The organism is Gemmatimonadota bacterium (assembly GCA_016719105.1).
In the GTDB taxonomy this organism is placed as follows: Bacteria; Gemmatimonadota; Gemmatimonadetes; order Gemmatimonadales; family Gemmatimonadaceae; genus SCN-70-22.
In genome coordinates, this window is record JADKAQ010000001.1 from 383,290 (window position 1) to 409,673 (window position 26,384).

Genomic DNA, 26,384 nt, shown 5'->3' on the forward strand with positions numbered 1-26,384 from the left:
CTCGTGGCGGCCTGGGGGTTGAGGACTGGTGAGCGTTGAGGTGGGGGGAGGGGGGGCTTTTCCGTGGTCTTTCTGTAACTGGCGGCTCTGGTGATCCCGCCTCGCCGGCTGGAGCGCTGGGTACGTGAAGGCTCAACGGATGCCGGACAGAACAAGGGGGCGCCCTGAGGCGCCCCCACTCGTCTTCCCGTCTTCCCGTCTTCCGTCCCTATCCGATGTACTGCAGCGAGTAGCCTCGCTCCTGCGCCCGATTGACCGCCACGATCCCCGCGGACATGAAGTGCGCGTTCTTGATCGCACTCGCCTTGAGCTCCTGGTAGATGTCTTCCGGCTTGCTCTTGGTCTTGGCGGCGATGATCCCGGAAAAGGCCCGGGTCGCCATGTCGCAGATCGCGAAGTGGGTCCCGCGCGCGATCATGGCATCGAGCGTCGTCCCGCGACTCGGGATCAGCATGCCGTAGTCGTCTGCCTGGTACACGTTGACCGTCGGCGGTGCCTGGGTCTTGGGGTCGTTGAACTTGATGCGCTCGGCCATCATCGCGCCGTACTTGGCCCAGAGCTCGTCCGAGAAGGCGAACGGGGTGGCCCAGTGCCGCAGGCAGATGACCACGGCGAGGTCCTTGGGCTCGAGGCCATATCCCGCCTTGCTGGCCACGTAGTAGTTGCTGGCGAAGGTGATGGCCTCGCCCGCGCCGTTGGGGGTGGTCGCGTCGAAGAAGAATCGGTGCTTTCCCGGGACCTCGTCGAACCAGTCGTCCTGCGGGTACCGGGCGGGACGGAAGCCACCCTGAGCCGATTGCGCGCTCGCCGGCTGCGCGATCCCCATGGCCGCCGAGAAGGCGGCGACGCCGGCGCCGAGGCGCGTGAGGAACGACCGGCGTTCGATCACCGAGGCGGGCAGGGCCGCGGGATCGGGGACCAACGCGGGCAGCGACGACTCGTCAGGAAGCGGTTGCGACATGGGGATCACTCGATGGAGGGCGATGCTCGACGATCCGGCGCGGCGTAACGCCAGGACAATGGATGACGTTCGCGTGATGCGTGCGGTGGGAGTGCGTGACTACTTACGTAGCAATGTGTTAGGCGCTCGGCGTTCGCGCACGTTGGAGCAACGATTCCAGCCCGCCGATGGGGAGTGCGCCGCTCTGCCGCGCGACCTCCTCCCCTCCCTTGAAGACGATGACCGTCGGGATGCCACGAATGCTGAACGACCCTGAGGTCTGCGGCGCTTGATCGGTATTCAGCTTGGCGACGAGTGCCGTCCCGATGTTTCGTGCGGCGAGCTCGTCCACGGCGGGCGCCATCATCTTGCAGGGGCCGCACCAGTCGGCGTAGAAGTCGACCAAGATGGGGAGCTCCGATTCCTTGATCGTGCGCTCGAACGAATCCTCGTACAGCGTCCACGGGCGGTCGAGCAGGATGAAGCGCGCGCAGTTGCCGCACTTCGGGCGTTCGGCGGCGCGTGTGCCGTCGACGCGGTTCCAGGTCTGGCAGAACTGGCAACGGACGGTGAGGCTGTGTCCGGCGGGGATCATGACGGTTTCCTCGGCTGCGGTCGGTCGGATATATTGCCCCTCGCTCCGGGGCGGTAGCTCAGTTGGGAGAGCGCGTGCTTTGCAAGCATGAGGTCAGGGGTTCGATTCCCCTCCGCTCCATCTCGGAACGCCGGCGTTGCCGGTCGAGCGCCCTTCGATCATTGCGATCGGGGGGCGCTCGCGCATTCAGGGAATGTGCGGTAAGAGCGCCCGAGGTGCCCGGGCGTATCGGCCGCCGCGCCCCCGGACATAACGTTGCACTCCACCGTTCGCCCCGCAACTTGGGCTGCATGACGCACGCGCTCGACGCTGGCGATCGCCGACCGGGCAATCCCTTCCCGTCGCACGGGTGTCGAAGTAGCAGCCCATGACCAATCCCTCATCTCCCCCTCCGGCGACCGATGGCGTCGCCGAGCGTGTGCAGCGTGCGCTCGGGCATGCGTATCGCATCGACCGAGAGATCGGCGGGGGAGGGATGTCGCGCGTGTTCCTGGCGCACGAGGGGTCGCTGGCGCGCGACGTGGTGGTCAAGGTGCTGCGCGAGGACATTGCCGAGGGGCTGTCGCGCGAGCGATTCCGGCGCGAGATCCTCACCTCGGCCAACCTGCAGCACCCCAACATCGTCGGGGTAATTGCAGCTGGCGACGCCGAGGGACTCCCGTACTTCGTGATGCCGTTCGTCGAGGGGGAGTCGCTGCGGGCGCGCCTGACGAGCGAGCGCGCGCTCTCGGTGCCGATGACCGTGAGCATCCTGCGCGACGTGGCGCGCGCTCTCGCCTTCGCACACGAGCGGGGGATCGTGCACCGCGACATCAAGCCGGACAACGTCCTGCTGGCGGGCGGGGCGGCTATCGTGGCCGACTTCGGGGTGGCCAAGGCCGTCGCCACCGCGCGCGACCGCAAGGAGCATCCGCATGGGACGCTGACCAGTGCGGGGATCTCGCTGGGAACGCCGGCGTACATGGCGCCGGAGCAGGTGGCGAGCGATCCCACGATGGATCATCGTGCCGATCTGTACGCCCTTGGCGTGATGGCGTACGAGATGCTCGCTGGCCGCCCCCCCTTTGCCGATCGCGGCGTGCGCGAGACGATGCAGGCGCACCTGGTGGAGACGCCGGAACCGCTGACCCGCTACCGCCCGACGACGCCGGCAGCACTGGCGTCGCTCGTCATGCAATGTCTGGAGAAAGATCCGGCACATCGCCCGCAGGACGCCGCGGCGATTCTCGCCGTGCTCGACGATCCGGCTGTGGTGAGCGGCGCGGTCGCCTCCTCGTCGGTTCGCGCGCTGGCGCGCTCGGCACACGCGCCCTCACTGCGCTGGTGGCTGGTGGGCGGGGCCGCGGTGGTGGCACTCGCGGGGGTGGTGTTCGCCATGCGCGCGCGGCGCGACCCCGCGGCGATCCCGGCGGTCGTGGCCGAGCTCCCGCCCGGCGTCGCCGTCCTCCCCATGGTCAGCGTCTCTCCGGACTCCAGCGATGCCTACCTGGCCTTGGGGATGTCCGAGGAGATCACCAGCGCGCTGTCGCGCATTCCCGGGTTGCGCGTGGCATCGCGGAGTGCGGCGGAGGCGGCGCAGGCGGCGGGTGGATCGGTCGCGGAGGTAGGGCGTCGACTCGGCGTCCCCTTCCTGCTCGAGGGGACGGTGCAGCGCAACGGCGATCGCATCCGAGTGGCGGTGCGGTTGGTGACGGCGCGCGATGGCTTCAGCGCCTGGTCGCAGGTGTACGAGCGCCCCACGGGCGACCTGCTCGCGGTGCAGTCGGACATCGCGGCGCAGATCGCGGCGGCGGTGAGCAGCGACGTTACCGCCGACGCCTCCGTCGACGTGAGCGGGGCGCGCGATCCCGAGGCCTACAACGACTACCTGCGCGGGCACTATCACCTGGCGCAGCGGACACCAGCCTCGCTGCCGCAGGCGGTGTCGGCTTTCGAATCGGCGGTGAGCCGCGACCCGGCCTTCGCGCGTGCGTACGCCGAGCTCGCGCAGACGTACTCGATCCTCCCGTCGGCGACGACCGGGGAGCGCGCCGAGTCGATCGACAAGGCGACCTTTGCGGCGCAGCGCGCGCTGGCGCTCGACTCGTCGTTGTCGGCGGCGCACGCGGCGCTGGGGAACATCCACGACCTCGCCTGGCGCTGGTCGGACGGGCGCGCCGCGCTGACGCGGGCGCTTGCCCTCGACTCGCTCAACGTCCCCGCCTTGCAGTGGTTGGCGATGAACCACGCCGTGAATGGCGAGGCGCGTGAGGGCGTGCGATTGCTGCAGCGGGCGGCGCGCCGCGCGGGGGGCGGCGGGGCGGCGCGACTGCTGGCGGTGGTGCAGGGGATCGCGGGCGAGCATGCGGCGGCAATGGCAACCGTGCGCGAGGCCGCGGCGCGCGACTCGACGTCGCCGGCGGCCCGACTCGCACTGGCGACGGTCCTGCTGTACGCGGGGCGTGCGGCCGAGGCGATCCCCGTCCTCGAGTCGATTCGCGGCGACGATGCCGAGTCGCCGGAGGTGCTGGGTTCGTTAGGCTACGCCTTGGCGCGCGTCGGGCGCACGACCGAGGCCCGGTCGATCGTGGCCGGACTCGAGCGCGATACGCGTCGCTCCGGCGTCTACCCGGCGCTGGCCAAGGTGCACCTCGGGTTGGGAGACGCGGATTCGGCGATTGATGCCCTCACGTGGGCGACGGCGGCACGCGACGACTTCTTCGTGCACGAGTCCATGGCGTCACCCCTGTTCGACCTCATTCGTCGCGATGCACGGTTTGCGCGCGTGGTCGGCATCGTCGGGCTGGAGGTCGGCCGGCTGACTGCGCCGGTACGACGGGGCTAGCATCGTCGGCCAGCCCATCGGTTGGCGGTCGCTGCCACGTGGTCGGGAGCGCGTGGGCGACGGTGCGGGGGGGCGATCACTGGCGCCGCCGGTGCAGTTTACCCACGGGGGAACGGTCGTCGATCGCCGTGCGCGTGCCGTGGATTGCAGCTCGCTTGCCGGCGTTCGAGGGGAACCCTAGCTTGCCCCCGTCCTCTCACCCATACCTGACGCTGCAATGACGTCCAGCACGACGCTTCGCGTGCCCGCCGTTGGCGAGCTCGCACCGGATATCTCCCTCCCGTCGACCTCGGGCGAGGTCGTGACCCTGTCCTCGTTCCGCGGGCAGCAGAGCGTCCTCCTCGCCTTCTTCCCGTTGGCTTTCACCGCGGTCTGCACGACCGAGATGTGCAGCTTTCGCGACGACTACGCCGATTTCAGCGACAAGGACGTGACCGTCTTCCCGGTCAGCGTGGATGCCACGCCGTCGCAGCGCGAGTTCAAGGCCAAGTATGAAATGCCGGTCGACCTGCTCAGCGACTTCAAGCGCGAAGCGGCGACGGCGTACGGCGTCCTGATTCCCGAGAAGTTCTTCGCGAATCGCGCCTACTTCCTCATCGACAAGGCCGGCGTGATTCGCTGGGCGCACGTGGAAGCGCATCCCGGCCAGCGTCGCGAGAACGCCGAGATCCTGGTCGAGATCGCGAAGCTCGGCTGACGGGCGCGTCCCGCCATGGACCCGATCGAGGCGCTGGCGCGAGCGGACAAGTGGTATCTCGGCAGCGGTGACGGCATCATCTTCGCCCCACCGTTTCCCACCTGGCTCGATGCGCCGGGGTTCTGGGACGACGCGCAGATCTACCAGTACGCGATCGGCCCGCTCTTCACCGTCACGATTCTCGATCACGACGGTCGGGAGCTGCCGCTGGTCGCCCGCGGGCGTCGCTGGACGCCCGCGGACCTCACCGTCGAGTATGACCTTCCGGGTGGCCTGACGGCGACCGAGATCCGGTCGGTGCAGCCGGGAGGGATCTTCGCCAGCGAGTGGTCGGTGCGTGCGCCGCGCCCCGTCTCGCTGCACGCCGTGGCGTGGACGGCGCAGGACACGGCCGCGATCGAGCTGCGCACGGTGGGGTGGGATGGCGCGCTCAAGTGGATTCGTACCGCGAGCGACCGCCGCGAGGTCCCGTTCCGGGCTCGCATGGAGCTGGCAGCGGTCGGCGAGGCGACGAGCTGGTCGGCGACGCTGAGCGAACGAAGCGCGCTGCAGCCGCACTGGCGCTTTGCGCCGTTTGGGGAGCTGTGGGAGGGCGAGGCGCTTCCGCGCGAGGTCCGGCTGCAGGGCATCTCCCCGACCGGATTCCTCTATGGCGCGGTGCACACCGCGCTCCCGCCGATGGTCACGCAGGCGTCCTTCGCCTTCGCCTTGCGGCTGACGGCGTCCGACGATGCCCTCCGCGGCGGGCGGGGGGCGACGCCGCTGGCGACGCGTATCGTTCGCGAAGGCGCCGCGCCGCCGACCCCCCTGTCGACGGCCACGATCGGTGGCGCCGCCGGCGCCGTGAGCGGCGGTGCGCGCGCGTCGGCCTCGATGCCCTTTGCCCGCGCCTCACGCCGGCGCTGGCGCGACTTCTTCGCCTCGGTGCCGAGCTTCGCCTGCTCCGATCCGTACCTCGAGCGCTACTACTGGTATCGCTGGTACGGCCTCTGGCTCAACAGCATCCAGCCGGGTGTGGGCAACTACCGATGGCCCACGGTCTGCGAGGGGATCGGCTTCTTCCACGAGCCCATCACGTACAGCGCGCAGTGCCACGCGCGGGAGTTGCGCTGGCTGCGCGATCCCGCCCACGCGCGCGGAGTGCTGCGCACGATCTTCGACCACCAGAAGCCCGACGGTGCCCTCAACGGGCGCATCTACGTCAACCACCTGCAGGGGACCGACTTTTACCACGCCAACTGGGGCGACGCACTCCTGGCGATCGATGCCGTCCGCCCCGACGACGACTACGTGCGCGAACTGTATCCCGCACTCGCCCGGCACGCCGAGTGGCTCGTGGCGACGCGTGATGCCGACGGCACAGGGATGATCGACGTCGTCGACCAGTACGAGACGGGGCAGGAGTACATGTCTCGCTACCAGGCGGTCGACGATCGGGCCGACGCGTACGGGTGGGAGAACCGGATCCGCCTCAAGGGGATCGATGTCACGGTGTATGCCTACGCGCTGTATCGCTGCCTGGAGCGCATCGCGTCGCGTGCCGGCGTCGCGGGCGAGTCGGCGCACTGGCGCGGGTACGCGGAGCGCACGGCGCGCGCGGTGCGCGGGGTGATGTGGGACGCGGCGGCGGGGATGTTCTTCGACGTCGATCCGCGCACGATGCAGCGCACCGGCGTCTCGGCGGCGGTCTGCTTCTATCCGTACTTCACCGACTTGGCGGGCGAGGAGCACCTGGCGGGGCTCGAACGCAACCTGCTCGACCCGGCGCGCTTCTGGACCGCGTACCCGGTGCCGTCGTCGGCGCTCGACGATCCGTACTTCAATGCGATCGCCGAGTGGAAGGGGAAGCGGCACGTGTGCCCATGGAACGGGCGCGTCTGGCCGATGACAAACTCGCACGTGATGGAGGCGCTGGGGCGCTGGGGCGACGCGGCGCATCCGAGGTTGCGGGCCGCCGCGGGGCAGTTCCTGCCACGCTTCGTGCGGATGATGTTCCACGACGGCGACCTCGATCGCCCCAACTGCTACGAGCACTACAACCCGTTCACCGGCGCGGCGTCGGTGTATCGCGGCATCGACGACTACCAGCACTCGTGGGTCGCCGACCTGATCATCCAGTTTGCGTGCGGGGTGCGGGTGCACGAGCACGAGATCGTGATCGATCCCATCCCGATGGACCTGGACTACTTCGAGCTGCGTGGCGTGCGCGTCGGCGATATCGACCTGTCGGTGCGGCTCGACGGCGGCTTCGTGACGGTCACGGCCAACGACCAGTTGCGCCTGGCGCGGTTCGGCGAGACGATCGTCATCCCGCGGTGATGCGCCTCGTCGTCCTGGTGCCGACGGGAGCGGACCGCGAGGCGGCGGGGGCGGTGGCATGGGCGACGGAGGGGGGGTACGACGTGGTCACCGTCTCGCTCGGCGATGCGGCGATCCCCGACCTGGGCCCCGAGGACGTCGTGTGGTGCCACGCGGCGCACGAGGCCCCGGCGATGCACGCGACGTTAGGCACGGCCGTGCGCGCGTGGGTCGCCGGCGGGGGGGGCGTCCTGCTGTCGTCGCTCGCTACCGTCCTGGCCCCGGCCGTCGGCGCGCCTGACGAGCGCCCGCAGTTGCAAGTGACGGCGGCGTGGCGCCATGCCGAGGACCCCCTGTGGGACGAGAGCTTCCGCGACTGGCCCGACTATCCGCACATTCGCGGGGCGCAGGGCTGGGGCGAACATCCGCTCTTCGACGGGTTGCAGCGCGGGACCTTCACCTGGACGGCGCGAGAAGGAGAGGCGGTCGCGCGCAGCGTCTTCGTCGCCCCGCACTGGCCCCGCGGGGATGTGCTCGCCGTCGACCGCGCGTATGTGCGCCTCGATGCCGCGACCGCGGTCGCCTGGGAGTACCAGGCCGGGGCGGGGCGCATCCTCTGCCTCGGGGCCAACGTGGCCTTCACGGCCGCCGACCGGCGACTTACGGCGCAGCGCGACCGGTACCTCCTCAATGCGATCGCCTCGCTCGATCGGCGCCGCGACACCTGGCGCACGCGCCGGACGTCCTGGCCCCGCGCGCGGGCGCACGAGGGCGCCCCCGAGCTCCTCATCGCGCCGCGTGATCCGTCGTCGGCCGCTGTCGCCGCGCCCGCGCTCCCCTTCGCCGGCCCCCTCGGCGCGACGTCGCTCGAACTGGGGGGCCGCGCGCCCGCAGGCCCCGTTCACGATCGCCGGGCAGCGCACGCTGGTGGTGGGCGACGAGGGCGACGGCGTGCGCGAATGCTGGATCCATCCGCTGTGCGTCCTCTCGGAGGGTTTGCGCCTGACGGTGCAGGGCGCACCGCTTCGGTGCGACACGGTGCGCGTGACCCCCGGCGCGGTGGAACGGCGGCTCGTGGACGCGCAGGGGGGGACGTGGCGGGAGATCGTGGCCACGTCGCCCGACCACGCCGTGATCCAATGCGAGATCGCGCCGGTCGTCGTGGCCGAGACGGCCGAACTGGTGGCGGAGTGTGCCCTGCGCCTGCGCCTGCAGTGGCCGGTGCCGCCCGATGCATTGCAGCCGTTGCGCGTGGAGTGGGAGGGGGGCGCCGGCGGCCGCGATGTGTTGCACCTGCAGGCGGCCGATGGGCGCGCCGCGGTGCGCGTGGTGGTGGATGGCGCGCGCGCGGCGCGCTGCGTCGCCGACCCCGTGGCGCCGAGGCTCACCGCGCATGGCGCGCCGGGCGGTGGATTGCGGCTGGCGGTGATCGCCTCGACGGACGGGACGGCGTCCATCACCGGCGAGTGGCGCGCACTGGCCGACGCCACCCTGGCCACGACGCTGCGGCGGCGGGCGCAACAGGACGAGGCCCGGCGCCTCTCCACCGTCCGGGTGGCCACGCCATCTCCGGCCTTCGACCTCGCGTGGGAGTGGGCCAAGGCGCGGCTCGCGTCGTTCACCGTCCACGTGCCCGGAGTCGGGACCGGACTCACCGCCGGCCACGCTGCCTCGCGCCCTGGGTGGGGCGACGCGCGCCCTGGCTATGCCTGGTTCTTCGGACGCGATGCGTGCTGGTGCGGCGACGCGCTGCTGGCCGCGGGGATGTTTCGTGAGGCGCGGCTCGCCCTCGAGTTCCTCGCCGCCACCGCCGACGTCACCGGGAAGATCGCCCACGAGATCACGACGAGCGGTGTCGCACACTACGATGCCGCCGACGCGACGCCGCTCTGGCTGCGCTTCGTCGCCCTCTACGCCGACTGGACCGGCGACCTCGCGACCGTGCGCAGCCACTGGGACCAGGTGCGCGCAGCGCTCGCGCACGTCCTCGCCCTCGACACCGACGGCGACGGCCTCCCCGAGAACACCGGGGTGGGACACGGATGGGTCGAGTCCGGCCCGTTAGGCGGTGGGGCCGTGACGTCGTACGTGGCCGCGATCTGGATCGATGCGCTGCGCCGGTTGGGACCGCTGGCGGCGCGGCTGGACGACCGCGAGCTCGCGGAGCGGGTGCGCGTCGCGCGCGACCGCGCCGAGCGGGGCTTCGCGTCGCGGCTGCGCGACCCGGCGTCCGGTCGCGTGTACTTGCAGCTGTCGGCCGACGGCCCCCCCGCGCGTGACCTCACGGCCCTCGCCGCCGTGCCCATCCTCCTCGGGGTCGACCGGCACCCTTCGGCCGACGAGGTCGTGGCCGCGCTCGCGTCGGCGGACTTCGCCCCCGGTTGGGGGGTGCGCATGATCTCCCGGGGTGATGCGCGCTACCGCCCCCGAGGCTACCATTTCGGCGCCGTCTGGCCGCTCTTCACGGGATGGGCGTCGCTCGCCGCCTTCGCGCGCGACCGGGGCGACCTCGGGTGGCAACACCTCGCCGCGGTGGCCGACTGCGCCTTCGCCCGCCAACGTGGGGCGTTCGACGAGGTGCTGGACGGCGACACGGGAGCGGCGGCCGGCGTCTGCCCCGATCAGGCGTGGTCCGCGGCAATGGCCATCTCCCCCTTCATCCATGGCATGTTAGGGATGCAACCCTCGGCGGCCGATCGACGGTGCACGTTGTCTCCCCGTTGGCCGAGTGACTGGCGTGAGGCGCGCGTGGAAGGGCTGCGCGTCGGTGCGTCGCGCTTCGCGCTGGCGATGACCCGTTGTGACGAGGGCGGGCCCCCCGGCCATCGCTACACCCTGCGGCTCGAGGGAGGGCCACCGCTCACCGTGGCGTTCGGTACCGGTGACGAGGCGCAGCGCGTGACGCTGACCGACGCGTCGCCGGTGGACGTCACGTATCCCGAACGCGCCGGAGGGGACCATGGCCGGCGTTAGGCTCGCGGGGATCGCCAAGCGCTTCGAGTCAGGCGGGGCACCCGCCGTCGATGGCGTCTCGTTCGAGGTCCACGACGGCGAGTTCGCCGTCCTCGTGGGGCCATCGGGCTGCGGCAAGACGACCGTGCTGCGCATGATCGCCGGCCTCGAGACCCCCACCGACGGCCGCATCTTCATCGGCGGGCGCGACGTGACCGACCTCGCGCCACGCGATCGCGACATCGCGATGGTCTTCCAGAACTACGCGCTGTATCCGCACCTCTCCGTGCGGGAGAACATCGGCTTCGGCCTCACGATGCGGCGCGTGGCGCCGGCCGAGATCGCGGCGCGCGTGACGCGCGTGGCTGAGTCGTTAGGTATCGACGAGCTGCAGGCACGGCGTCCGGCGCAGCTGTCGGGCGGGCAGCGGCAACGCGTGGCCCTCGCCCGTGCCATCGTGCGAGAGCCCGCGGTCTTCCTCTTCGACGAGCCGCTCTCCAACCTCGACGCCCAGGTGCGGGCGCAGACACGCGGCGAACTGGTGCGCCTGCACCGGCGCCTGGGGACGACGATGATCTACGTCACGCACGACCAGGTGGAGGCGATGACGATGGCCCAGCGCGTGGCCGTGATGCACCGCGGGCAGGTCGAGCAACTGGCCCCGCCGCTCGAGGTCTACCACGCGCCGTCCACGCTCTTCGTCGCCTCCTTCGTCGGGTCGCCGACCATCAACCGCTTCGCCGGCCGCGTCGCCGCCGGTGGCGCGACGCCCGTCTTCGAGGGAGCGTTGCGTCTGGCGGTGCAGGCGCCCGTGGCTGCCGTCGCGACGCTGGCGGTGCGCCCCGAGCATCTCGTCCTCGTGGCACCCGCCGACGGCGCGGCCGCGGAGGTGACGCTCATCGAACCGCTCGGTCCCGAGACGATCGTGCATGTGCGCCTGGCGGCCGGGGAGGAGGCGACGCTGCGCATTCAGGGCGGGCGCGTGCCCGGCCTCGGCGAATCCGTGGGCATCGCGGTACGCGTCGCGGAGGCGCTCGTCTACGGCGCGGATGGCCGCTTGGTGGGACGCGGCGCCGCGTGAAGCGCCGGGCCACCCGCGCCACGCCGCGGCTCGTGGCGGTGACGAGCCCGCCCGCCGATCGCGCGCGTGCGGTGGTGCTGCGTGTCGCGGTCGCATGCCTGGCCCTCGCCCTAAGCGGCGGGTGCCGCGGTGGGGGCGACGACATCGTGCTGCGCATGACGTCGTGGCAGTCGCCGCAGGAAAACGTGCTGGACCGGCCGGCCATCCAGGCGTTCGAACGCGCACACCCCGGCGTGCGCGTGGTCAACGAACCGGTGAGCAACCAGGCGGAGTATCGCGAGAAGGTCATCACGGCGATCGCGTCGGGGTCGCCCCCCGACGTCCTCCTGCTCGACGGCATCGACGTGCCGTCGTTTGCCGATGCGGGGGTGCTGCTCGACCTCACGCCGTTTGCCGCCCGGGCCGGACTCGCGCTCGAGAAGTTCTTCCCGAATGTGCTCGCCATGTTCGCGCGCGGCGACACGGTGCTGGCCTTTCCCAAGGGATTTTCTCCCGTCGTCTACTACTACAATCGGGCGCTCTTCGACGCGGCCGGGCTCCCCTATCCCACGGACGGGTGGACGTTCGACGACTTCTTGCGCACCGCGAAGGCGCTGACCATCGATCGCGACGGCGACGGGACGCCGGAGCAATGGGGGACGGCGGTCGACCGCCGCTTTCACACCTGGCAGGCCATGATCTGGAGCGGAGGAGGGGACATCCTCGCCCCCGACGGTTCGCGTGCCAGCGGGACTCTCGATGCCCCCGCGTCGGTGCGGGCGCTCGAGTTCCTCACCTCGCTGGCGGTCGTGCACAAGGTCGCCCCGCGCCCGAATGCCTTTCGCGCCGTCTCCGGGAACGAGACGCGCCTCTTCTATTCGGGGCGGCTGGCGCTGCTCCCCAGCGGGCACTGGCTCATCCCCAACATCAAGGCGCAACTGGTGCGCGGCCAGCTCGCGTTAGGGGTGGTCTCGTTCCCGCGGGCGACCGATGCCACCGCGGCGACGCCGCTCTTTGCGTCGGGCTGGGCGGTGCCGCGCAACACGGCGCACCGCAAGCTCGCGGTCGAGCTGGCGGCGGCCCTGGCGGGGGAGGCGGCGCAGCGCCAACGCCTGGCGGCGGGGCTGGAACTCGCGACGATGCCGGCGGTCCAGGCGGACTTCGCCGCCCGGGACTCGTTAGGACTGGAGGCGGCCTTCCTGCGACAGGTGGCGACCGGGCGCGCGCCGTGGGGGGCGCGCATCGCCCGCTTTCGCGAGGTGGAGGCGCAGCTCCCCGACATCATCGATCGGGTCGTGATTCGGCATGAACGCGTGGCCGACGTCGCCCGTGACGTGGCGCGCCGGCTGGACGAGATCCTCGCCCGATGAGCGACACGGCGCGCACCACCGCGAGCGGCCGTACGAGCGACCGCACGAGCACCACGGCGCCCCCCACATCGCGCACCGTCACCGGTGGGGCGGTGCGCTGGATCGTGGGCGCCTGCGTCATGTGGGCCCTCGTGTCCGGTGGCATCGTCGCGCGGACGGCGGCGAACGTCGAGTATGCACTCGCTGCGCATGAAGGACGCGCGCTGGTCGCGCGCGAAGGACGCGCGCTTGCCGCGCCCGAAGGACGCGCGACTTCCGCGCGCGCGGACTCCGTCGCCCCGAGCACCGCAGCGCGGTCGCGGCGCGTCATCGCGAGCGCCCCCCTGCCAGAGGCGCACGCGGCGCTCTCCCGCTTCCTCGGTCGCCCCGCGCGCCCCCTCGACGCACAGGACCGCGCACTGGTACATGCCGCCTGGTGGCGGCGCGCGGTGAGCCTCCCCATCAAGGATCGCGATGAGTGGGAGATCATCGGCGCGGTGGCACTCGAGGCCTCGCCGTGGCGCCCGCTCGGTCTCCCGCTCGCGCTCGTCGCGGTGGCCGCGCTCCTGGCGATCGGGCTGGCGCGGCGCGCCGTCTCGCGGGCCGCAGGCGATCGGGCGGTCAGCCCGGCGCTGGCGCTGGCGCCCCCGCTTTCGGTGCTGGCGACCTGCTCGCTTGGGCTCGTGCTGCTCGTGCGAGGCTCCGTCGAGCGCGCCCAAGCGCTGCTGCCGCCGGCGACGGCGGTTGCGCGCTTCGATGCCCTGGCCTTGCCCCTCCCGTCGGCCCCGCTCGCGTCGCTCGCCCTCGCGCTCACCCTGGCGGCGGCGACCGCGGTGATCGCGGCCGCCGGCTGGGCCGCCTCGGCGCGCCGCCGCCCCGCCGACCGACGCGAGACGCTCACGGCGTGGGGCTTCCTCGCGCCCAGCGCCCTGCACCTGCTGGTCTTCACCGCCGGACCGCTGGCCTTCACGCTGTACGTCTCGATGCACGACTGGGACCTGCTGCGCGTCGACCGCCCCTTCGTGGGACTCGGCAACTACGCCGAGCTCGCGCGGGACCCGCTGTTCTGGCGCGCGCTGGCGAACACCGCACTCTACGCGCTCTACGTCCCCGTCAGCATGGCGTTGGCGTTAGGCGCCGCCCTCATCCTCGACCAGCCGCTCAAGGGGATGAAGGCGCTGCGCGCGGTGGTCTTCCTTCCCACGGTGGTGTCGTACGTCGCCATCGCCGTGGTCTGGCAGTGGATGTTCAACGTCGACTTCGGGCTCCTCAACTTCCTGATGCGTGCCGTGCAGCTGCCGGCCGTCGACTGGCTCGGCAACCCGAAGACCGCCCTCGTGGCCGTCATGATCGTGTCGGCGTGGGTGCAGCTCGGCTACCAGATGGTCATCTATCTCGCCGGCCTGCAGGGGATCCCGGCGCACCTGCACGAGGCGGCAACGCTCGACGGAGCCGCCGCCTGGGCGCGCTTTCGCCACATCACCTTCCCGCTGCTGCGCCCCGTCACCGTCTACCTCTTCGTCACGGGGATCATCTGGTCCTTCCAGGTCTTCACCCTGGTCTATGTGATGACCGAGGGGGGGCCGGTGCACGCCACCGACGTGCTGGTCTACCGCATCTACCAGAACGCCTGGGAGTTTCGCCGCATGGGCTACGCCTCGGCGATGAGCTGGGTCCTGTTCGCCATCCTGCTGGGGCTCACGCTCCTCCAGTGGCGTGCCCTCAATCGCAAGGTCGACGATGCGGCCTGACGCCTCGCGCCGACGCGTGCTCGGGGGCTATGCGGCGGCGATCCTGCTCGCCACCGTCATGCTCCTCCCGTTCGCGTGGATGCTCTCCACCGCACTCATGGAGGAGTTCGAGGTCTTCCAGTATCCGCCGCCGCTCCTCCCGGCGTCGCCGCAGTGGCGCAACTTCCCCAACGCACTCACGCAGCTCCCCTTCGCCCGCTTCTTCCTCAACAGCGGGATCCTGGCGCTCTGCATGGTCGTGGGACAGACCTTCACGGGAGCGTTAGGGGGGTACGCCTTCGCGCGCTTCCGCTTCGCGGGGCGCGGCGCGCTCTTCGCCGCGTACCTCGGCGCGTTGATGATCCCCGGGATCGTCCTCCTCATCCCGCGCTTCCTCCTGATCGACGCCCTCGGCGGCGTCGACACCATCGCTGGGCTGGTCTCCACGGAGATCGTCTCGGTCTGGGGCGTCTTCATGATGCGACAGTTCTTCCTCTCGCTCCCGCGCGAGACCGAGGACGCCGCGCGCATCGACGGCGCCTCGGAGTGGACCATCTTCTGGCGCATCGCCCTCCCGCTCGCCCGCCCGGCCATGGCGACGCTCGCCCTCTTCGCCTTCATCGACGCGTGGAAGTCGTTCCTCTGGCCGCTGGTGGTCACCCAGTCGATGGAGATGCGCACCGTGGAGGTGGGGATCGCATCCTTCCATGGCCTCTACTACGCCAACTGGCCGTATCAGATGGCGGCCGCCGTCAGCGCCCTCGTCCCGGTCCTCGTCGCCTTCCTGGCGTCGCAGCGCTTCTTCACCCGCGGGATCCAGCTGACGGGGATTCGATAGGGACGGTTTGGCAGGGGAGATGAGGGGCCGATAATCCTGAAGTAGGGGTCGGACGTTACCCGGATGCCTCCTCGTCGGTCATTCTGTCCGAAGACGGGCCCGTCCGTATGATGGCCGCGTCCCCCGCCTCCCCACCCGCGCCGAATCCCCATGGCTCCCACGGATGTCAGCACCACGGTGCATCCGCTAGCGGTTGTCTCCGACGTCGCCGTTCGCCTCGCGTCCGGCGACGACGTCGTGACCAAGACCAGCGACATCCTCGAACTCCTCAAGTCGGCTTTCGGCGGGCAGGAGGTCGGGCTTTGGCTCTACGGCGCCACGGGGCTCGTCTGCTCGCTGCGCGCCGGCGAGGCGGGCATCGTTCCTGAGGACGTTGCCTCGCTGCTCGAAGCCGGAGGGGGGAGCACGACGACGTTGACGGTGCGTCGGCTCGTGGCGGGGACGCGTCGACTGGGGGCGCTCGCCCTTCGCCACGCGGCCCCCCCGGGGGCCGATGCACTCCTCGCCTTTGGCACGGTGGCCAACATCCTGGCCCCGGAACTCTCGCGCGCCGAGCAGATGCGCCATCTCGAGGGCGAGGTGGAGCGGCGCACACGGCAGCTGGATGACGAGAAGCGCTTCACCGAGCAGATCGTCGATTCGCTCCCGGTGGGGCTCTACGTGATCGATCGCGAGTACCGCGTCCAGGCCTGGAATCGCAAGCGCGAGACCGGGATGCAGGGGATCTCGCGGGAACAGGCGTTAGGCAGGACGATCTTCGAGATCCTGCACCGCGCCCCCGCCGAGAATCTGCGCAAGGAGTTCGACGAGGTCTTCCGCACCGGGCGCATCCAGCAGTTCAACATGGAGTCGCGCGCCTCGGGCGAGCTGCGCGCGTATCGCATCACGAAGATCCCGATGCGCCTGAGCGACGCGGCCATCACGCACGTCATCAACATCGGCGAGGACGTGACCGACTGGACGGTGGCGCAGGATCGCTTTGCCCAGTCCGAGAAGCTGGCCGCGATCGGGCAGCTCGCCGCCGGGGTGATGCACGAGGTGAACAACCCGCTGGCCACCATCTCGGCCTGCTCCGAGAGCCTGGGGCTCCGGCTCGACGACCTGCGCGCGGGCGGGGTCGACGTCCCCGTGCAGGCGGGGGAGTTCCTGCACATCATCGACGCCGAGATCCAGCGCTGCAAGCGCATCATCGATGGGCTGCTCGACTTCTCGCGTCCGCGCTCGGCCGAGAAGGCGCCCGCCCGCATCAACGACGTCGTCGAACAGTCGGTCTTCCTGGTCAAGCACCACGCCCGCTTCAAGAAGCTGCAGCTGCAAACGCTGCTCGACCCCGAACTCCCGGTCGTCGACGCCAACGCGGAGCAGCTCATCCAGGTCTTCATGGCGCTCATGATCAACGCCGCCGACGCCATGGAGGCGCACGACGGGACGATCACCATTCGCACGCGCCGCGGAATCTCGCGGCACGAGGCGATCATCGCCGAAGTGATCGACGAAGGGCAGGGGATCGCGCGCGGCGACTTGCAGAAGATCTTTGATCCGTTCTTCACCACCAAGGCGCCGGGGCGCGGGACGGGGCTGGGCCTCTCCATCTGCTACGGCATCATCACCGATCACGGCGGACGCATCGAGGTGGATAGTGCGGTGGGGGCCGGGAGCACGTTCCGCATCTTCCTTCCCGCGATGCCCGCGACGTGACCGACACCAGTCGCATCAAGGTCCTCGTCGCCGAGGACGAGACACACCTCGGGAGCCTGCTCGAGCAGTTCCTGACGTCGCGCGGGCACGACGTGACCGTGGTGCGCGACGGGGAGCAGGCGCTCGCCACCCTGCGTGGCGAGGCCTTCGACGTCGCCCTGCTGGACATCGTGATGCCGCGGCTCGACGGGCTGGAGGTGTTGCGCCACCTGCGCGAGGAATCCGCGCCGCCCGAGGTGATCATCATCACCGGCAACGGCACGGTGGAGACGGCGATCGGCGCCATGCGACTGGGCGCCTACGACTACCTCTCGAAGCCGTACCGCATGGCGGAGATCGACGTGCTCGTGCGGCGCGCCTGGGAAAAGCGCGAGCTGGCCCGCGAGAACGCACGTCTCGCCAAGCGGTTGCAGGCCGTCGATCCGCTCCCCGAACTCGTCACGCAGCACGCGCCGCTGCGCGAGGTGCTCGAGACGATTCCGCGAGTGGCCCGCAGCATGACGCCCGTCCTCATCACGGGCGAATCGGGGACCGGCAAGGAGCTGGTCGCCCGCGCTATCCATCGTTTGTCCGAGCGCGGTCGCGGCCCGCTGGTCGACATCGCCTGCGCCGCCATCGGCGGCGTGTCGGTGGAGACGGAGCTGTTCGGCTACGAGACCGGCGCCTTTCCCGGGGCCGAGGGGCGGCGTGCGGGGTTGCTGGAACTGGCCGCCGGCGGCACGCTGTTCATGGACGAGATCGGGGCGCTCGACCGCCGGCTGCAAGGCGCGCTGCTGCGCGTGCTCGAGCAGGGGTCCTTCTTCCGCGCCGGGGGGACGCAGAAGGTCTCGCTCAATTCCCGCCTCATCACCGCCACCAACCGCGACCTCGACGCGCTGGTGATGGCCGGTGACTTTCGCGACGACCTGTTCTATCGCATCAACACGGTCCGGCTCTCCTTGCCGCCGCTCCGCGAGCGACGCTGCGACATCCCGGTCCTCGCCGAGCACTTCCTGTCGCGCTACTCCAGTGCCCGGCCCATGGGCTTCAGCGCCGACGCCCTGGACACCCTGGCCGGCTACGACTGGCCCGGCAACGTCCGAGAGCTCCGCAACGTGATCGAGCGCGCCGTCCTCCTGACCGGCGGCGACACGATCACCGGAAAGGACCTCCCGCTCCCGACCTTCCGCACGGAGCGACGCTCCACCAACAACGGGACCGGCGTCCTTCGCCCGCTGGCCGACCTCGAGCGCGACCACATCCGCTTCGTGCTCGAGCAGGTAAACTGGCATCAGGGTCGCGCGGCGAGCATCCTCGGCATATCCTCAAAGACGCTGTACCGAAAGATTCGCGAGTACGGCTTCGACCGCGGAGCCGAGCCGCAGCCCCACCTCAAGAAACGCCTCCAAAACAGCTCATGAAGGTCCTGGTCATCGAGGACGATCCCACCGTCGGCGCGTTCATCAAGCGCGGTCTCGAGGAACAGCGGTGGGGAGTGCAACTCGTCACCGATGGCGAAGAAGGCGAACAGGTCGCAGCGACCGAGACGTTCGACGTCATCATCCTCGACATGCGACTCCCGGGGAAGTCGGGGTTGGAGGTCCTGCAGGGGCTCCGCGCCCGCGGCTTCGAGAAGCCGGTCCTCGTCCTCACCGCGCAGGACGCCGTCGATGCCAAGGTGCGCACGCTGCGCGCCGGCGCCGACGACTACGTCACCAAGCCCTTCGCCTTCGAGGAGCTCCTCGCCCGCGTCGAGGCCCTTGCCCGTCGTCCGCGCGCCATGGCCTCCCCGATCCTCCGGGTCGGTGATCTGGAGGTCAACCGCGACACTCGCGAGGTGCACCGCGCCGGAGAGGCCATCGAACTCACCCCCAAGGAGTTCGCCGTCCTCGAATACCTCATCCGGCACGCCGGACGGGTCATGAGTCGCACGCTCATCACCGAGTACGCGTGGGGATACCACTTCGACCCCGGAACCAACATCGTCGACGTGGTCATCAATCACCTTCGGAAGAAGATCGACGCCAAGCACGAGAAGAAGCTGATCACGACCGTCCGCGGTGTCGGCTACGTCGTGAAGGGGTAGAGTCGTCCGTCCAGCGATGAGTTCGATTCGCGCAAAGCTCACCGTTCGCTACACCCTCGTGATGCTGGCGTCGATGCTGGCGTTCGCGGGTGCGGTCTTCTTTGCGCGGCAGGCGGGGGTGCGTCGCGAGGCGGCCCAGGTGGCGGTCACCCATGGCGACCTGGCGGTGGCGATCCTGCGCGCCACCCAGCGCGCCGGCGCCCCGCAGATCATCGTCTCCGACTCGCTCATCGGCACGGTCCTCAACCAGGAGGTCGCCCGACTCCTCGTCGAGATTCCGGGCTATCTCATCGTCATCGACGATGCCACCGAGCGGCGGGTCTTCACCTCGCGCGCGGTCGACGACCTCTACTTCCGCCCCGGCAACGAGGCGCAACGTGAAATGCGGGAACGCGAGGTGCAGGCGTTCGAGAACGCCCTCGTTGCGGTGCACAACGCCGATCGCGCCGTGCGCGTCCCCATGCGCGACGGGGAACTGATCCTCGTCGAGCGACGGGGGACCGACCCCAGCTTCGGGCGCCGGCGCGTGATCGCGGGAGTGGACGTCCGGGAGTACGACACGTCGTCGCGCGAGATCCTCGGCAGCGCGCTGATGATCTTCCCCTTCATCCTCGCGCTCTCGGTCGGCGGGGCGTACGTCATCGCCGGACGGGCGATTCGTCCCATCGACCGCATCACCACCGAGGTCGGCGACATCACCGACGGGCGCTCGCTGCACCGGCGCCTCGCGATGGAGTCGAGTCGTGACGAACTGGCGCGGCTGGTGACGACGCTCAACGCGATGATCGGCCGCCTCGAGAGTTCGTTCGGTGCGCTGCGCCGCTTCACCGCCGATGCCTCACACGAGCTCAAGACGCCACTCGCCGTGATGCGGGCCGACGTGGAGCGCGCGATGCAGGCGCAGGCGCAGCCCACGGAGCAGCTGGTGGCGCTGGAGGAGGCGCTGCAACAGACGACGCGCATGGCCGACCTCGTCGACTCGCTCCTCACCCTCGCGCGCGCCGACGAGGGGCGCTTCGACCTGCACCGCGAGCCGGTCGCCCTGGGACCGCTCGCCCGCGAGGCGCTCGAGACCGCCCTCATCCTCGGCGAAGAGCCCGGCCTCGAAGTGACGATGCCGACCGCGGAGGAAATCACCGTGCTCGGCGACCGCACGCGGCTGCGCCAACTCGTCCTGAACCTGATCACCAACGCGATCAAGTACACGCCGAGGGGGGGGAAGGTGGAGATCAACCTGGCGCGCCACGACGACGGGCAGGCGCACTTCAGCGTGAAGGACACGGGCATCGGGATCGCGGCGGCCGACCTGCCGTACATCTTCGAGCGCTTCTGGCGCGCCGACCGGGTGCGCTCGCGGGCGTCGGAGCGCAGCGGCTTCGGCCTCGGCCTGGCGATCTCGCAGTGGATCGCGCAGGCGCATGGCGGACAGCTGACGGTGCAGTCGCGCCTGAATCGCGGGAGCACCTTCACGGTGATCCTCCCGATCCACGAGGAGGGGGACGAGCTGGAGCCGTCGCTGGAAGACGAGACGAAACCGTCGTCGCGCGTCGCGAGCTGAGTCCCACAACGCGGTCGAGTCCTGCCGCCGGTTGATGCCCCCCGCTCGCACCAGATGGCGAGTGGGGGGCATTCCTTCATGTAGGGGACTGCCCGATCAGGGAGGAGACCGGGGGCTCGAAAGGATGGGGAGTGGCGACCCTAACGCGTTCTATGGCAGCTGTTTGCTGTCGGCCATCTCGTGTGATACCTAACAAGTCCCGGTGTCGGGGGGCGTGTGAGGGAAGAGGAAAATCTAACGCGCGCTTCATCGTTTCTTAATCAAACTGCTATTCCGCCAACATCCCCGAACCGTAGAATCGCCCCGTTCACTCCAGACGCTGTTCTGCCAACGTGTCCCGACGGTCGAGGGTTATGTTCAACAACCTGGTCGAGTCCAAGCGCAAGAAGCAGCGGAGTCCTGCCGGTCTCTTTGCGTCGTTCGTGCTGCACGCCGCGCTGATCACCCTGGTGGTGGTCGCGGGCGGACAGGCGGCGGAGCAGTTCGAGAAGCCGAAGCAGGAGAAGGTCGACTTCGTCGAGGTGAAGAAGGATGAGCCTCCTCCACCGAAGAACGAACCGCCTCCGCCGCCACCACCGGATGTGGTCGCGGCTCCGCCGCCGCCGAAGGGATTCCAGATCCTGACGGCCCCCGTGGATATCCCCGACGTTCTCCCTGACATCGACCTTTCGAAGAAGGTCACCGACGAAGCCGACTTCTCGGGCAAGGGTGCCGCCGGTGGTACGGCCAAGGGTGTCGAGGGGGGCAAGCCTCAGCTGGTCGGTGCCAACAACGACCAGCCGTTCTTCGAGTTCCAGGTGGAGAAGCCCGTCCAGGCGCTCCCCGGTGGCTCGTCGCCGCGCTACCCGGACATCCTCCGGCAGGCGGGCGTCGAGGGCGAGGTACTCGCGCAGTTCGTCGTCGATACGACCGGACGCGCCGAGATGAACTCGTACAAGGTGCTCAAGACGACGCACGAACTGTTCGGCAATGCGGTGAAGCAGGCGCTGCCGGGTATGCGCTTCATCCCCGCCGAAGTCGGCGGACGCAAGGTGCGCCAGCTCGTGCAGCAGCCGTTCTCCTTCGCGATCTCGAAGTAGTCTTCCTCACCCACATCCCACTCTCGGGAGACCAACAGTATGAATCTGAATTTCGCGGAAATCTGGGCAGCGACGCCGCCGTTCGGGAAGTTCCTGTGGGCCGTGCTCGCCTTCATGTCGGTCTGGTCGCTGTCGACCGGCGTCTCGAAGGTCTGGCAGCTGCGCTCGGCGCAGGGCGAGACGGTGAAGTTCGCCCCGGAGTTCTCGCAGTTCCTCGAGGAAGACAACCTCGGCGAAGCGATCAAGCTCGCGGAGAGCTACAAGAAGTCGCACGTCGCGCGCGTCCTCGGTGGCGCCCTCGCCGAAGTCAAGCCGCTGATCATGGACGGCTCGGTCACGGTGGCCGACATCAACACCGCTGAGCGTGCGGTCGAGCGCGAAATGCTGATGGAGATGGTCTCGCTCAAGCGCGGCCTCGCGGTCCTCGCCACGGTGGGTTCGACGGCGCCGTTCGTCGGGCTGCTGGGCACGGTGTTCGGCATCATCAACGCCTTCGAAGGCATGGCCAAGTCCGGCTCGGGCGGCATCACCGCCATCGCCGCCGGTATCGCCGAGGCGCTCATCGCGACGGGCTTCGGACTCATCGTCGCCATCCCGGCCGTGTGGTTCTACAACTACTTCACGACCAAGATCGACAACCTGTCCGCCGAGATGACGTACACGTCGAAGGAAATGATCGACTACCTCATCAAGGGCGTCTCGGGTGAGTTCGGTCGTTCGCGCTTCACGCGTGAGTTCAACACCCAGGCCCAGAGCGGCGGCCCGCTGACCTGATCCTGATCCTCCGGAACTTCGCCTTCCCCGTTTAGGAGGATTTCGTAATGGGCATGTCAGTTGGAAGTGGCGCCGAAAGCGTCAAGTCCGAACCGAACGTGGTGCCGATGATCGACGTCATGCTGGTGCTCCTCATCATCTTCATGGTGGTGACGCCAGCACTCGCGGCCGGCTTCCAGGCGGTCCCCCCCGCGGGGATCAACCTGAAGACGCACCCCGAGGAAGACACCGATCAGGTCCTCGGTATCGACAAGCAGGGCCAGTACTACCTCAACAAGCGCGCGCTCCAGAACGACAAGCTGGCGGAAACGCTCAAGTCGATCTACGACGCTCGCACCGTCGACAAGATCCTGTACATCAAGGCCGACAAGGACCTCGAGTACATCAAGGTCCTCGACGCGATGGACATCGCCTCGCGGAACGGCGTGCGCGTGGTTGGCGCCGTCTCCGACCAGGTCCCGGGCACGGAATCGTCCGTGGCTGGCGACGTTCCTGATCCCACCAAGAAGTAGAGGAATCCGCCAATGGGAATGAGTACTGGAAAGAGCGGAGGCCTCAACAACGAGCCCAACGTCGTCCCCATGATCGACGTGCTTCTCGTGCTCCTGATCATCTTCATGGTCATGCAGCCGATGGCGCGTAAGGCGATCGACCTGCAGCTGCCCGATCCGACGCCGCAGGTGGCCGCCGCGAATGCGGTGTCGAACCAGATCGTGCTCGAAGTGCTGCCGGGTGAGCAGTTCGCGATCAACAAGGAACCGGTCACCAAGGACGGTCTCCTGATCCGCCTCAAGCAGATCTACGATCCCCGTCCGGACAAGATCATGTTCGTGAAGGGCGATCCGAAGGTGAAGTATCAGCAGGTCATCTTCGCGATGGACCAGGCGCGTGGCGCTGGCGTCAAGGTCATCGGTGTGACGCCGAAGGAAGCCGCGGCGGAAACGCCGCAGTAAGCCGCGGCGGAAACGCCGCGGTAGTCGCGGTCACGGCACGACGCGGGCGGCGGGCATCCATCAGGGTGCCCGCCGCTCTCGCATGTCCCCCTCGTGCGATGCACTCGCGCGCGATCGCATGAACCCTTTCGCCGCGCCAGGTCGTATAGGTTCCAGCGGTCGACTCCAACCCATCCTTCGTGACGCTGGCCCGCCCCAATCCCTCTCCTGACGCGCCCAAGCGACCGCCGCTCCGGCCGCCCGTTGGCATACCCCTGCGCGACACCTCTCGTCGCGAAGGAACGATCGTGTCGGTCCTGCTGCACGCGCTCGTCGTCTTCCTGATCGTCTCCCCACCGCTCTTCCTCGCCACGAAGCTCGACTATCAGGGGAAGCAGGGCGCGGGCGGGCCCGGCCCCGCAGGCGGGGGCGGTGGTGGCTCCGGCGGGAGCGGCGGACGCATGGTGCGCGAACGCCTGCGATTCATGCAGGTCGTGGCGCCCGTGGCGCAGCCGGTCGTCACGCCGCCGGTCGTCCCGCCGCCCCCCAAGCCTGTCGAGCCCCCCAAGGTCGAGCCGGTGAAGCCCCCGCCGCCGCCGACCCCCGCTCCGCAGGCCACCGACGTCGCAGCGACGGCCACGGAGAGCAAGGACGCGAGCGTGGTCAACGGGGCGGGGGGAGGCTCCGGGAAGGACGGCACCGCTGGCAGCGGCCCCGGAAGCGGCGGCGGCGTTGGCTCGGGCGTCGGCACCGGGCGCGGGAGCGGCGTGGGACCGGGGACGGGCGGGGGAGACGACGCCATCTATCCCCCGGCCGTCGTCTCGCTCCCCATCCTCCCGCTCCCCGTCCCCGGAAAGGTGCGCCCGTACAAGCTCGTGGCGTACTTCGAAGTCGATACCACGGGCAACGCGCGCCTGCTCGCCTTCAATCCCTCCAACGACGGCGGCTACAACAAGCGGATTCGCGAGATGCTCAGCGAGATCCGCTTTCGCCCCGCCACGCGTCCCAACGGACGCCCGGTGCTCGACACCGCCATCGTGACCGCCGAGGCTCCGCGCTCGTAGCGCTGGCGCTCGATCAGGCGGCAGGGCACCCCGCGCGCACGCGACGCCCCCCGGTCATGCCCAATCGGCGACCGCTCCCGCGTAACTCCAAGCCGCGCATAACGCTCTGGCCATAGTTCCCACGCAGGAATATCTTTTCGCGGCTTTCACACCGGGTTCGGCATCACGTCCTGCCGCCGCTGCCCGCCTCATCTACAGTCGCGACGGGAAGGAGACGCGTGGCCGATTCTCACGACGCACGCACGAGCTCGGAATTTGTCCGCGCATTGACGCTGACAGACGCGACCATGCTCGTGGCCGGCTCGATGATCGGCTCCGGGATCTTCATCGTCTCCTCCGACATTGCGCGAACGCTCAACTCCCCGCTCTGGCTCCTGATCACATGGATCGCCACCGGGGTCATCACCGTCCTTGGGGCGCTGGCGTACGGGGAGCTCGCGGCGATGTACCCCAAGGCCGGAGGACAGTACGTCTTCCTGCGCGAATCGATGGGTCCACTCATGGGTTTCCTCTATGGGTGGACCCTTTTTCTGGTGATCCAGACCGGGACCATCGCCGCGGTCGGTGTCGCGTTCGGGCGCTTCCTCGGCGTGCTGGTGCCGTCGATCGGGGCGGATCGCTTCGCGTGGTTCCCCCAAGCGGACGTCTGCCTGTCGATCATGGGATGTGATTCGCCGGCCAAGGCCTTCCAGTTGGGCCTCTCGCCGCAGCGCCTCATCGCGCTCATCAGCGTCTGGGTCCTGACGGCGGTGAACCTGCGCGGCGTGAAGGAGGGGAAGGCCCTCCAGACGTCGCTCACAGTGATCAAGACGGCGGCCCTCGCCCTGCTGGTGGTCGTTGGACTCACGATCGGACGTAACGCAGATGCCATCGCGGCCAACTTCGGCGCCAACCTGGCGGGGAGCCCGCCCGTCGGATCGACGCTCATCCTCGCCTTCGGCGCCGCCATGGTCGGCTCGCTCTTCTCTAGCGACGCATGGAACAACGTGACGTTCGCGGCGGCCGAGGTCCACAATCCGCAGAAGAACCTCCCGCTGGCCCTGCTGCTTGGGACGGGCCTGGTGAGTGCGCTCTACATCATGGCGAACGTGTCGTACCTCAACGCGCTCCCGATGGCGGGCGACCCCAACGGCGTGACGTCGGTGGCGCGCGGCATTCAGTACGCGACGCAGGATCGCGTCGGGACGGCGCTGATGGAGTCGGTCTTCGGCCCCAACGGCACGACGCTGATGGCGATCGCGATCCTCATCTCGACCTTCGGCTGCAACAACGGGCTGATCCTGGCGGGGTCGCGCGTCTACTGGGCGATGGCCCGCGACGGGCTGTTCTTCCAGCGCGCCGGTTCGCTCAACGCGCGCGGCGTCCCGGCCTTCGCCTTGATCGTGCAGTCCATCTGGATCTCGCTGTTGTGCCTGACGGGGACGTACGGTCAGCTCCTGGACTACGTGATCTTCGCGGCGCTCGTGTTCTACTGCCTGACGACCATCGGTCTCTTCATCCTGCGCCGCACGCGACCCACGGCGGAGCGACCGTACAAGGCGGTGGGCTACCCCGTGCTGCCCGGGCTGTATGTGCTGCTGGCGGGGGGGCTGGCGATCGTCCTGCTCATCGCCGACAAAACGCGCGCGCAGGCGGTGGCGGGGTTGGCCATCGTGCTGCTGGGCATTCCCGTGTATTTCCTCTGGCGCTCGGCGGGGGCCCCCCGGGCAAGCGCGACGTAGGCAGCGCCGGGATGTGGTGAGGGGCGCGGCGCTCGGTCGGAAGGGCTGCGGGTGGGCGGGGCCTGGGTGCAGGTGCAGGTGAGGACGCAGGACCCGTGGTACCGGCAGTCGCACGACACAGCAGGGCACGACGTGCAGTGAGCAGGGCCAACAGTGAGCACACGACGGGCGCGGATACGGCGCGTCCGGAAGGGATCCTGGCGGAGACCC

At 69.5% G+C, this 26,384-nt stretch carries 20 protein-coding genes and 1 tRNA gene; 19 read left to right on the top strand and 2 right to left on the bottom strand.

Features of this window, described 5'->3' with window-relative positions:
* Nucleotides 1-208: 208 nt before the first annotated feature.
* Together IPN47_01600 and trxA are read right to left on the bottom strand one after the other, a co-directional pair.
* Nucleotides 209-961, bottom strand: a complete 753-nt coding sequence (locus IPN47_01600; protein ID MBK9406743.1) for a hypothetical protein — start codon at nt 959-961, stop codon at nt 209-211.
* A 118-nt stretch (nt 962-1,079) separates the two neighbouring features.
* The gene (gene trxA, locus IPN47_01605) at nt 1,080-1,535 is read right to left on the bottom strand and encodes a thioredoxin (GenBank protein ID MBK9406744.1); all 456 of its coding nucleotides are present in this window, start codon (nt 1,533-1,535) and stop codon (nt 1,080-1,082) included.
* Nucleotides 1,536-1,582: 47 nt separating this feature from the next.
* Between trxA and IPN47_01610 the strand changes: the two genes are divergently transcribed.
* The 19 genes from IPN47_01610 (at nt 1,583) to IPN47_01700 (ending at nt 26,174) form a co-directional block, all read left to right on the top strand.
* Nucleotides 1,583-1,655, top strand: a tRNA-Ala gene (locus tag IPN47_01610).
* A gap of 247 nt (nt 1,656-1,902) precedes the next feature.
* Entirely contained in the window at nt 1,903-4,359 is a 2,457-nt protein-coding gene (locus tag IPN47_01615) for a protein kinase (protein MBK9406745.1), read from the top strand.
* 217 nt (nt 4,360-4,576) lie between these two features.
* The gene (locus tag IPN47_01620; protein ID MBK9406746.1) at nt 4,577-5,056 is read left to right on the top strand and encodes a redoxin domain-containing protein; all 480 of its coding nucleotides are present in this window, start codon (nt 4,577-4,579) and stop codon (nt 5,054-5,056) included.
* A 15-nt stretch (nt 5,057-5,071) separates the two neighbouring features.
* Nucleotides 5,072-7,375: a hypothetical protein gene (locus IPN47_01625; GenBank protein ID MBK9406747.1), complete on the top strand. Its 2,304-nt coding sequence runs from the start codon at nt 5,072-5,074 to the stop codon at nt 7,373-7,375.
* 777 nt (nt 7,376-8,152) lie between these two features.
* Nucleotides 8,153-10,327 (top strand): hypothetical protein, encoded by a 2,175-nt coding sequence (locus tag IPN47_01630; GenBank protein MBK9406748.1) that lies wholly within the window; start codon nt 8,153-8,155, stop codon nt 10,325-10,327.
* Entirely contained in the window at nt 10,314-11,387 is a 1,074-nt protein-coding gene (gene ugpC, locus IPN47_01635; protein MBK9406749.1) for a sn-glycerol-3-phosphate ABC transporter ATP-binding protein UgpC, read from the top strand. Before IPN47_01630 ends, ugpC begins: the two co-directional genes overlap by 14 nt.
* The gene (locus IPN47_01640; protein ID MBK9406750.1) at nt 11,384-12,736 is read left to right on the top strand and encodes a sugar ABC transporter substrate-binding protein; all 1,353 of its coding nucleotides are present in this window, start codon (nt 11,384-11,386) and stop codon (nt 12,734-12,736) included. The genes ugpC and IPN47_01640 overlap by 4 nt, the downstream gene beginning before the upstream one ends.
* On the top strand, nt 12,733-14,466 hold the full coding sequence (locus IPN47_01645; GenBank protein ID MBK9406751.1) for a sugar ABC transporter permease: 1,734 nt from the start codon (nt 12,733-12,735) through the stop codon (nt 14,464-14,466). The genes IPN47_01640 and IPN47_01645 overlap by 4 nt, the downstream gene beginning before the upstream one ends.
* Nucleotides 14,456-15,283: a carbohydrate ABC transporter permease gene (locus tag IPN47_01650; protein ID MBK9406752.1), complete on the top strand. Its 828-nt coding sequence runs from the start codon at nt 14,456-14,458 to the stop codon at nt 15,281-15,283. Before IPN47_01645 ends, IPN47_01650 begins: the two co-directional genes overlap by 11 nt.
* Nucleotides 15,284-15,433: 150 nt before the next feature.
* Nucleotides 15,434-16,981 (top strand): PAS domain-containing protein, encoded by a 1,548-nt coding sequence (locus IPN47_01655; GenBank protein MBK9406753.1) that lies wholly within the window; start codon nt 15,434-15,436, stop codon nt 16,979-16,981.
* Nucleotides 16,978-18,381, top strand: a complete 1,404-nt coding sequence (locus tag IPN47_01660) for a sigma-54-dependent Fis family transcriptional regulator (protein MBK9406754.1) — start codon at nt 16,978-16,980, stop codon at nt 18,379-18,381. Before IPN47_01655 ends, IPN47_01660 begins: the two co-directional genes overlap by 4 nt.
* The gene (locus IPN47_01665) at nt 18,378-19,046 is read left to right on the top strand and encodes a response regulator transcription factor (protein MBK9406755.1); all 669 of its coding nucleotides are present in this window, start codon (nt 18,378-18,380) and stop codon (nt 19,044-19,046) included. The genes IPN47_01660 and IPN47_01665 overlap by 4 nt, the downstream gene beginning before the upstream one ends.
* Before the next feature lie 16 nt (nt 19,047-19,062).
* Nucleotides 19,063-20,604: a HAMP domain-containing protein gene (locus tag IPN47_01670; GenBank protein ID MBK9406756.1), complete on the top strand. Its 1,542-nt coding sequence runs from the start codon at nt 19,063-19,065 to the stop codon at nt 20,602-20,604.
* A 353-nt stretch (nt 20,605-20,957) separates the two neighbouring features.
* On the top strand, nt 20,958-21,683 hold the full coding sequence (locus IPN47_01675) for an energy transducer TonB (GenBank protein ID MBK9406757.1): 726 nt from the start codon (nt 20,958-20,960) through the stop codon (nt 21,681-21,683).
* A 39-nt stretch (nt 21,684-21,722) separates the two neighbouring features.
* A complete protein-coding gene (locus IPN47_01680; GenBank protein ID MBK9406758.1) occupies nt 21,723-22,457 on the top strand; it encodes a MotA/TolQ/ExbB proton channel family protein in 735 nt (244 codons plus the stop codon).
* Nucleotides 22,458-22,504: 47 nt separating this feature from the next.
* Nucleotides 22,505-22,969 (top strand): biopolymer transporter ExbD, encoded by a 465-nt coding sequence (locus IPN47_01685; GenBank protein ID MBK9406759.1) that lies wholly within the window; start codon nt 22,505-22,507, stop codon nt 22,967-22,969.
* Nucleotides 22,970-22,987: 18 nt separating this feature from the next.
* Complete coding sequence (locus tag IPN47_01690) at nt 22,988-23,410, top strand: biopolymer transporter ExbD (protein ID MBK9406760.1); 423 nt, start codon at nt 22,988-22,990, stop codon at nt 23,408-23,410.
* 287 nt (nt 23,411-23,697) lie between these two features.
* A complete protein-coding gene (locus tag IPN47_01695; GenBank protein MBK9406761.1) occupies nt 23,698-24,453 on the top strand; it encodes a hypothetical protein in 756 nt (251 codons plus the stop codon).
* A gap of 287 nt (nt 24,454-24,740) precedes the next feature.
* Nucleotides 24,741-26,174 carry an amino acid permease gene (locus tag IPN47_01700; GenBank protein ID MBK9406762.1) on the top strand — a complete coding sequence of 478 codons (1,434 nt, stop codon included), beginning with the start codon at nt 24,741-24,743 and terminating at the stop codon, nt 26,172-26,174.
* Nucleotides 26,175-26,384: the final 210 nt, after the last annotated feature.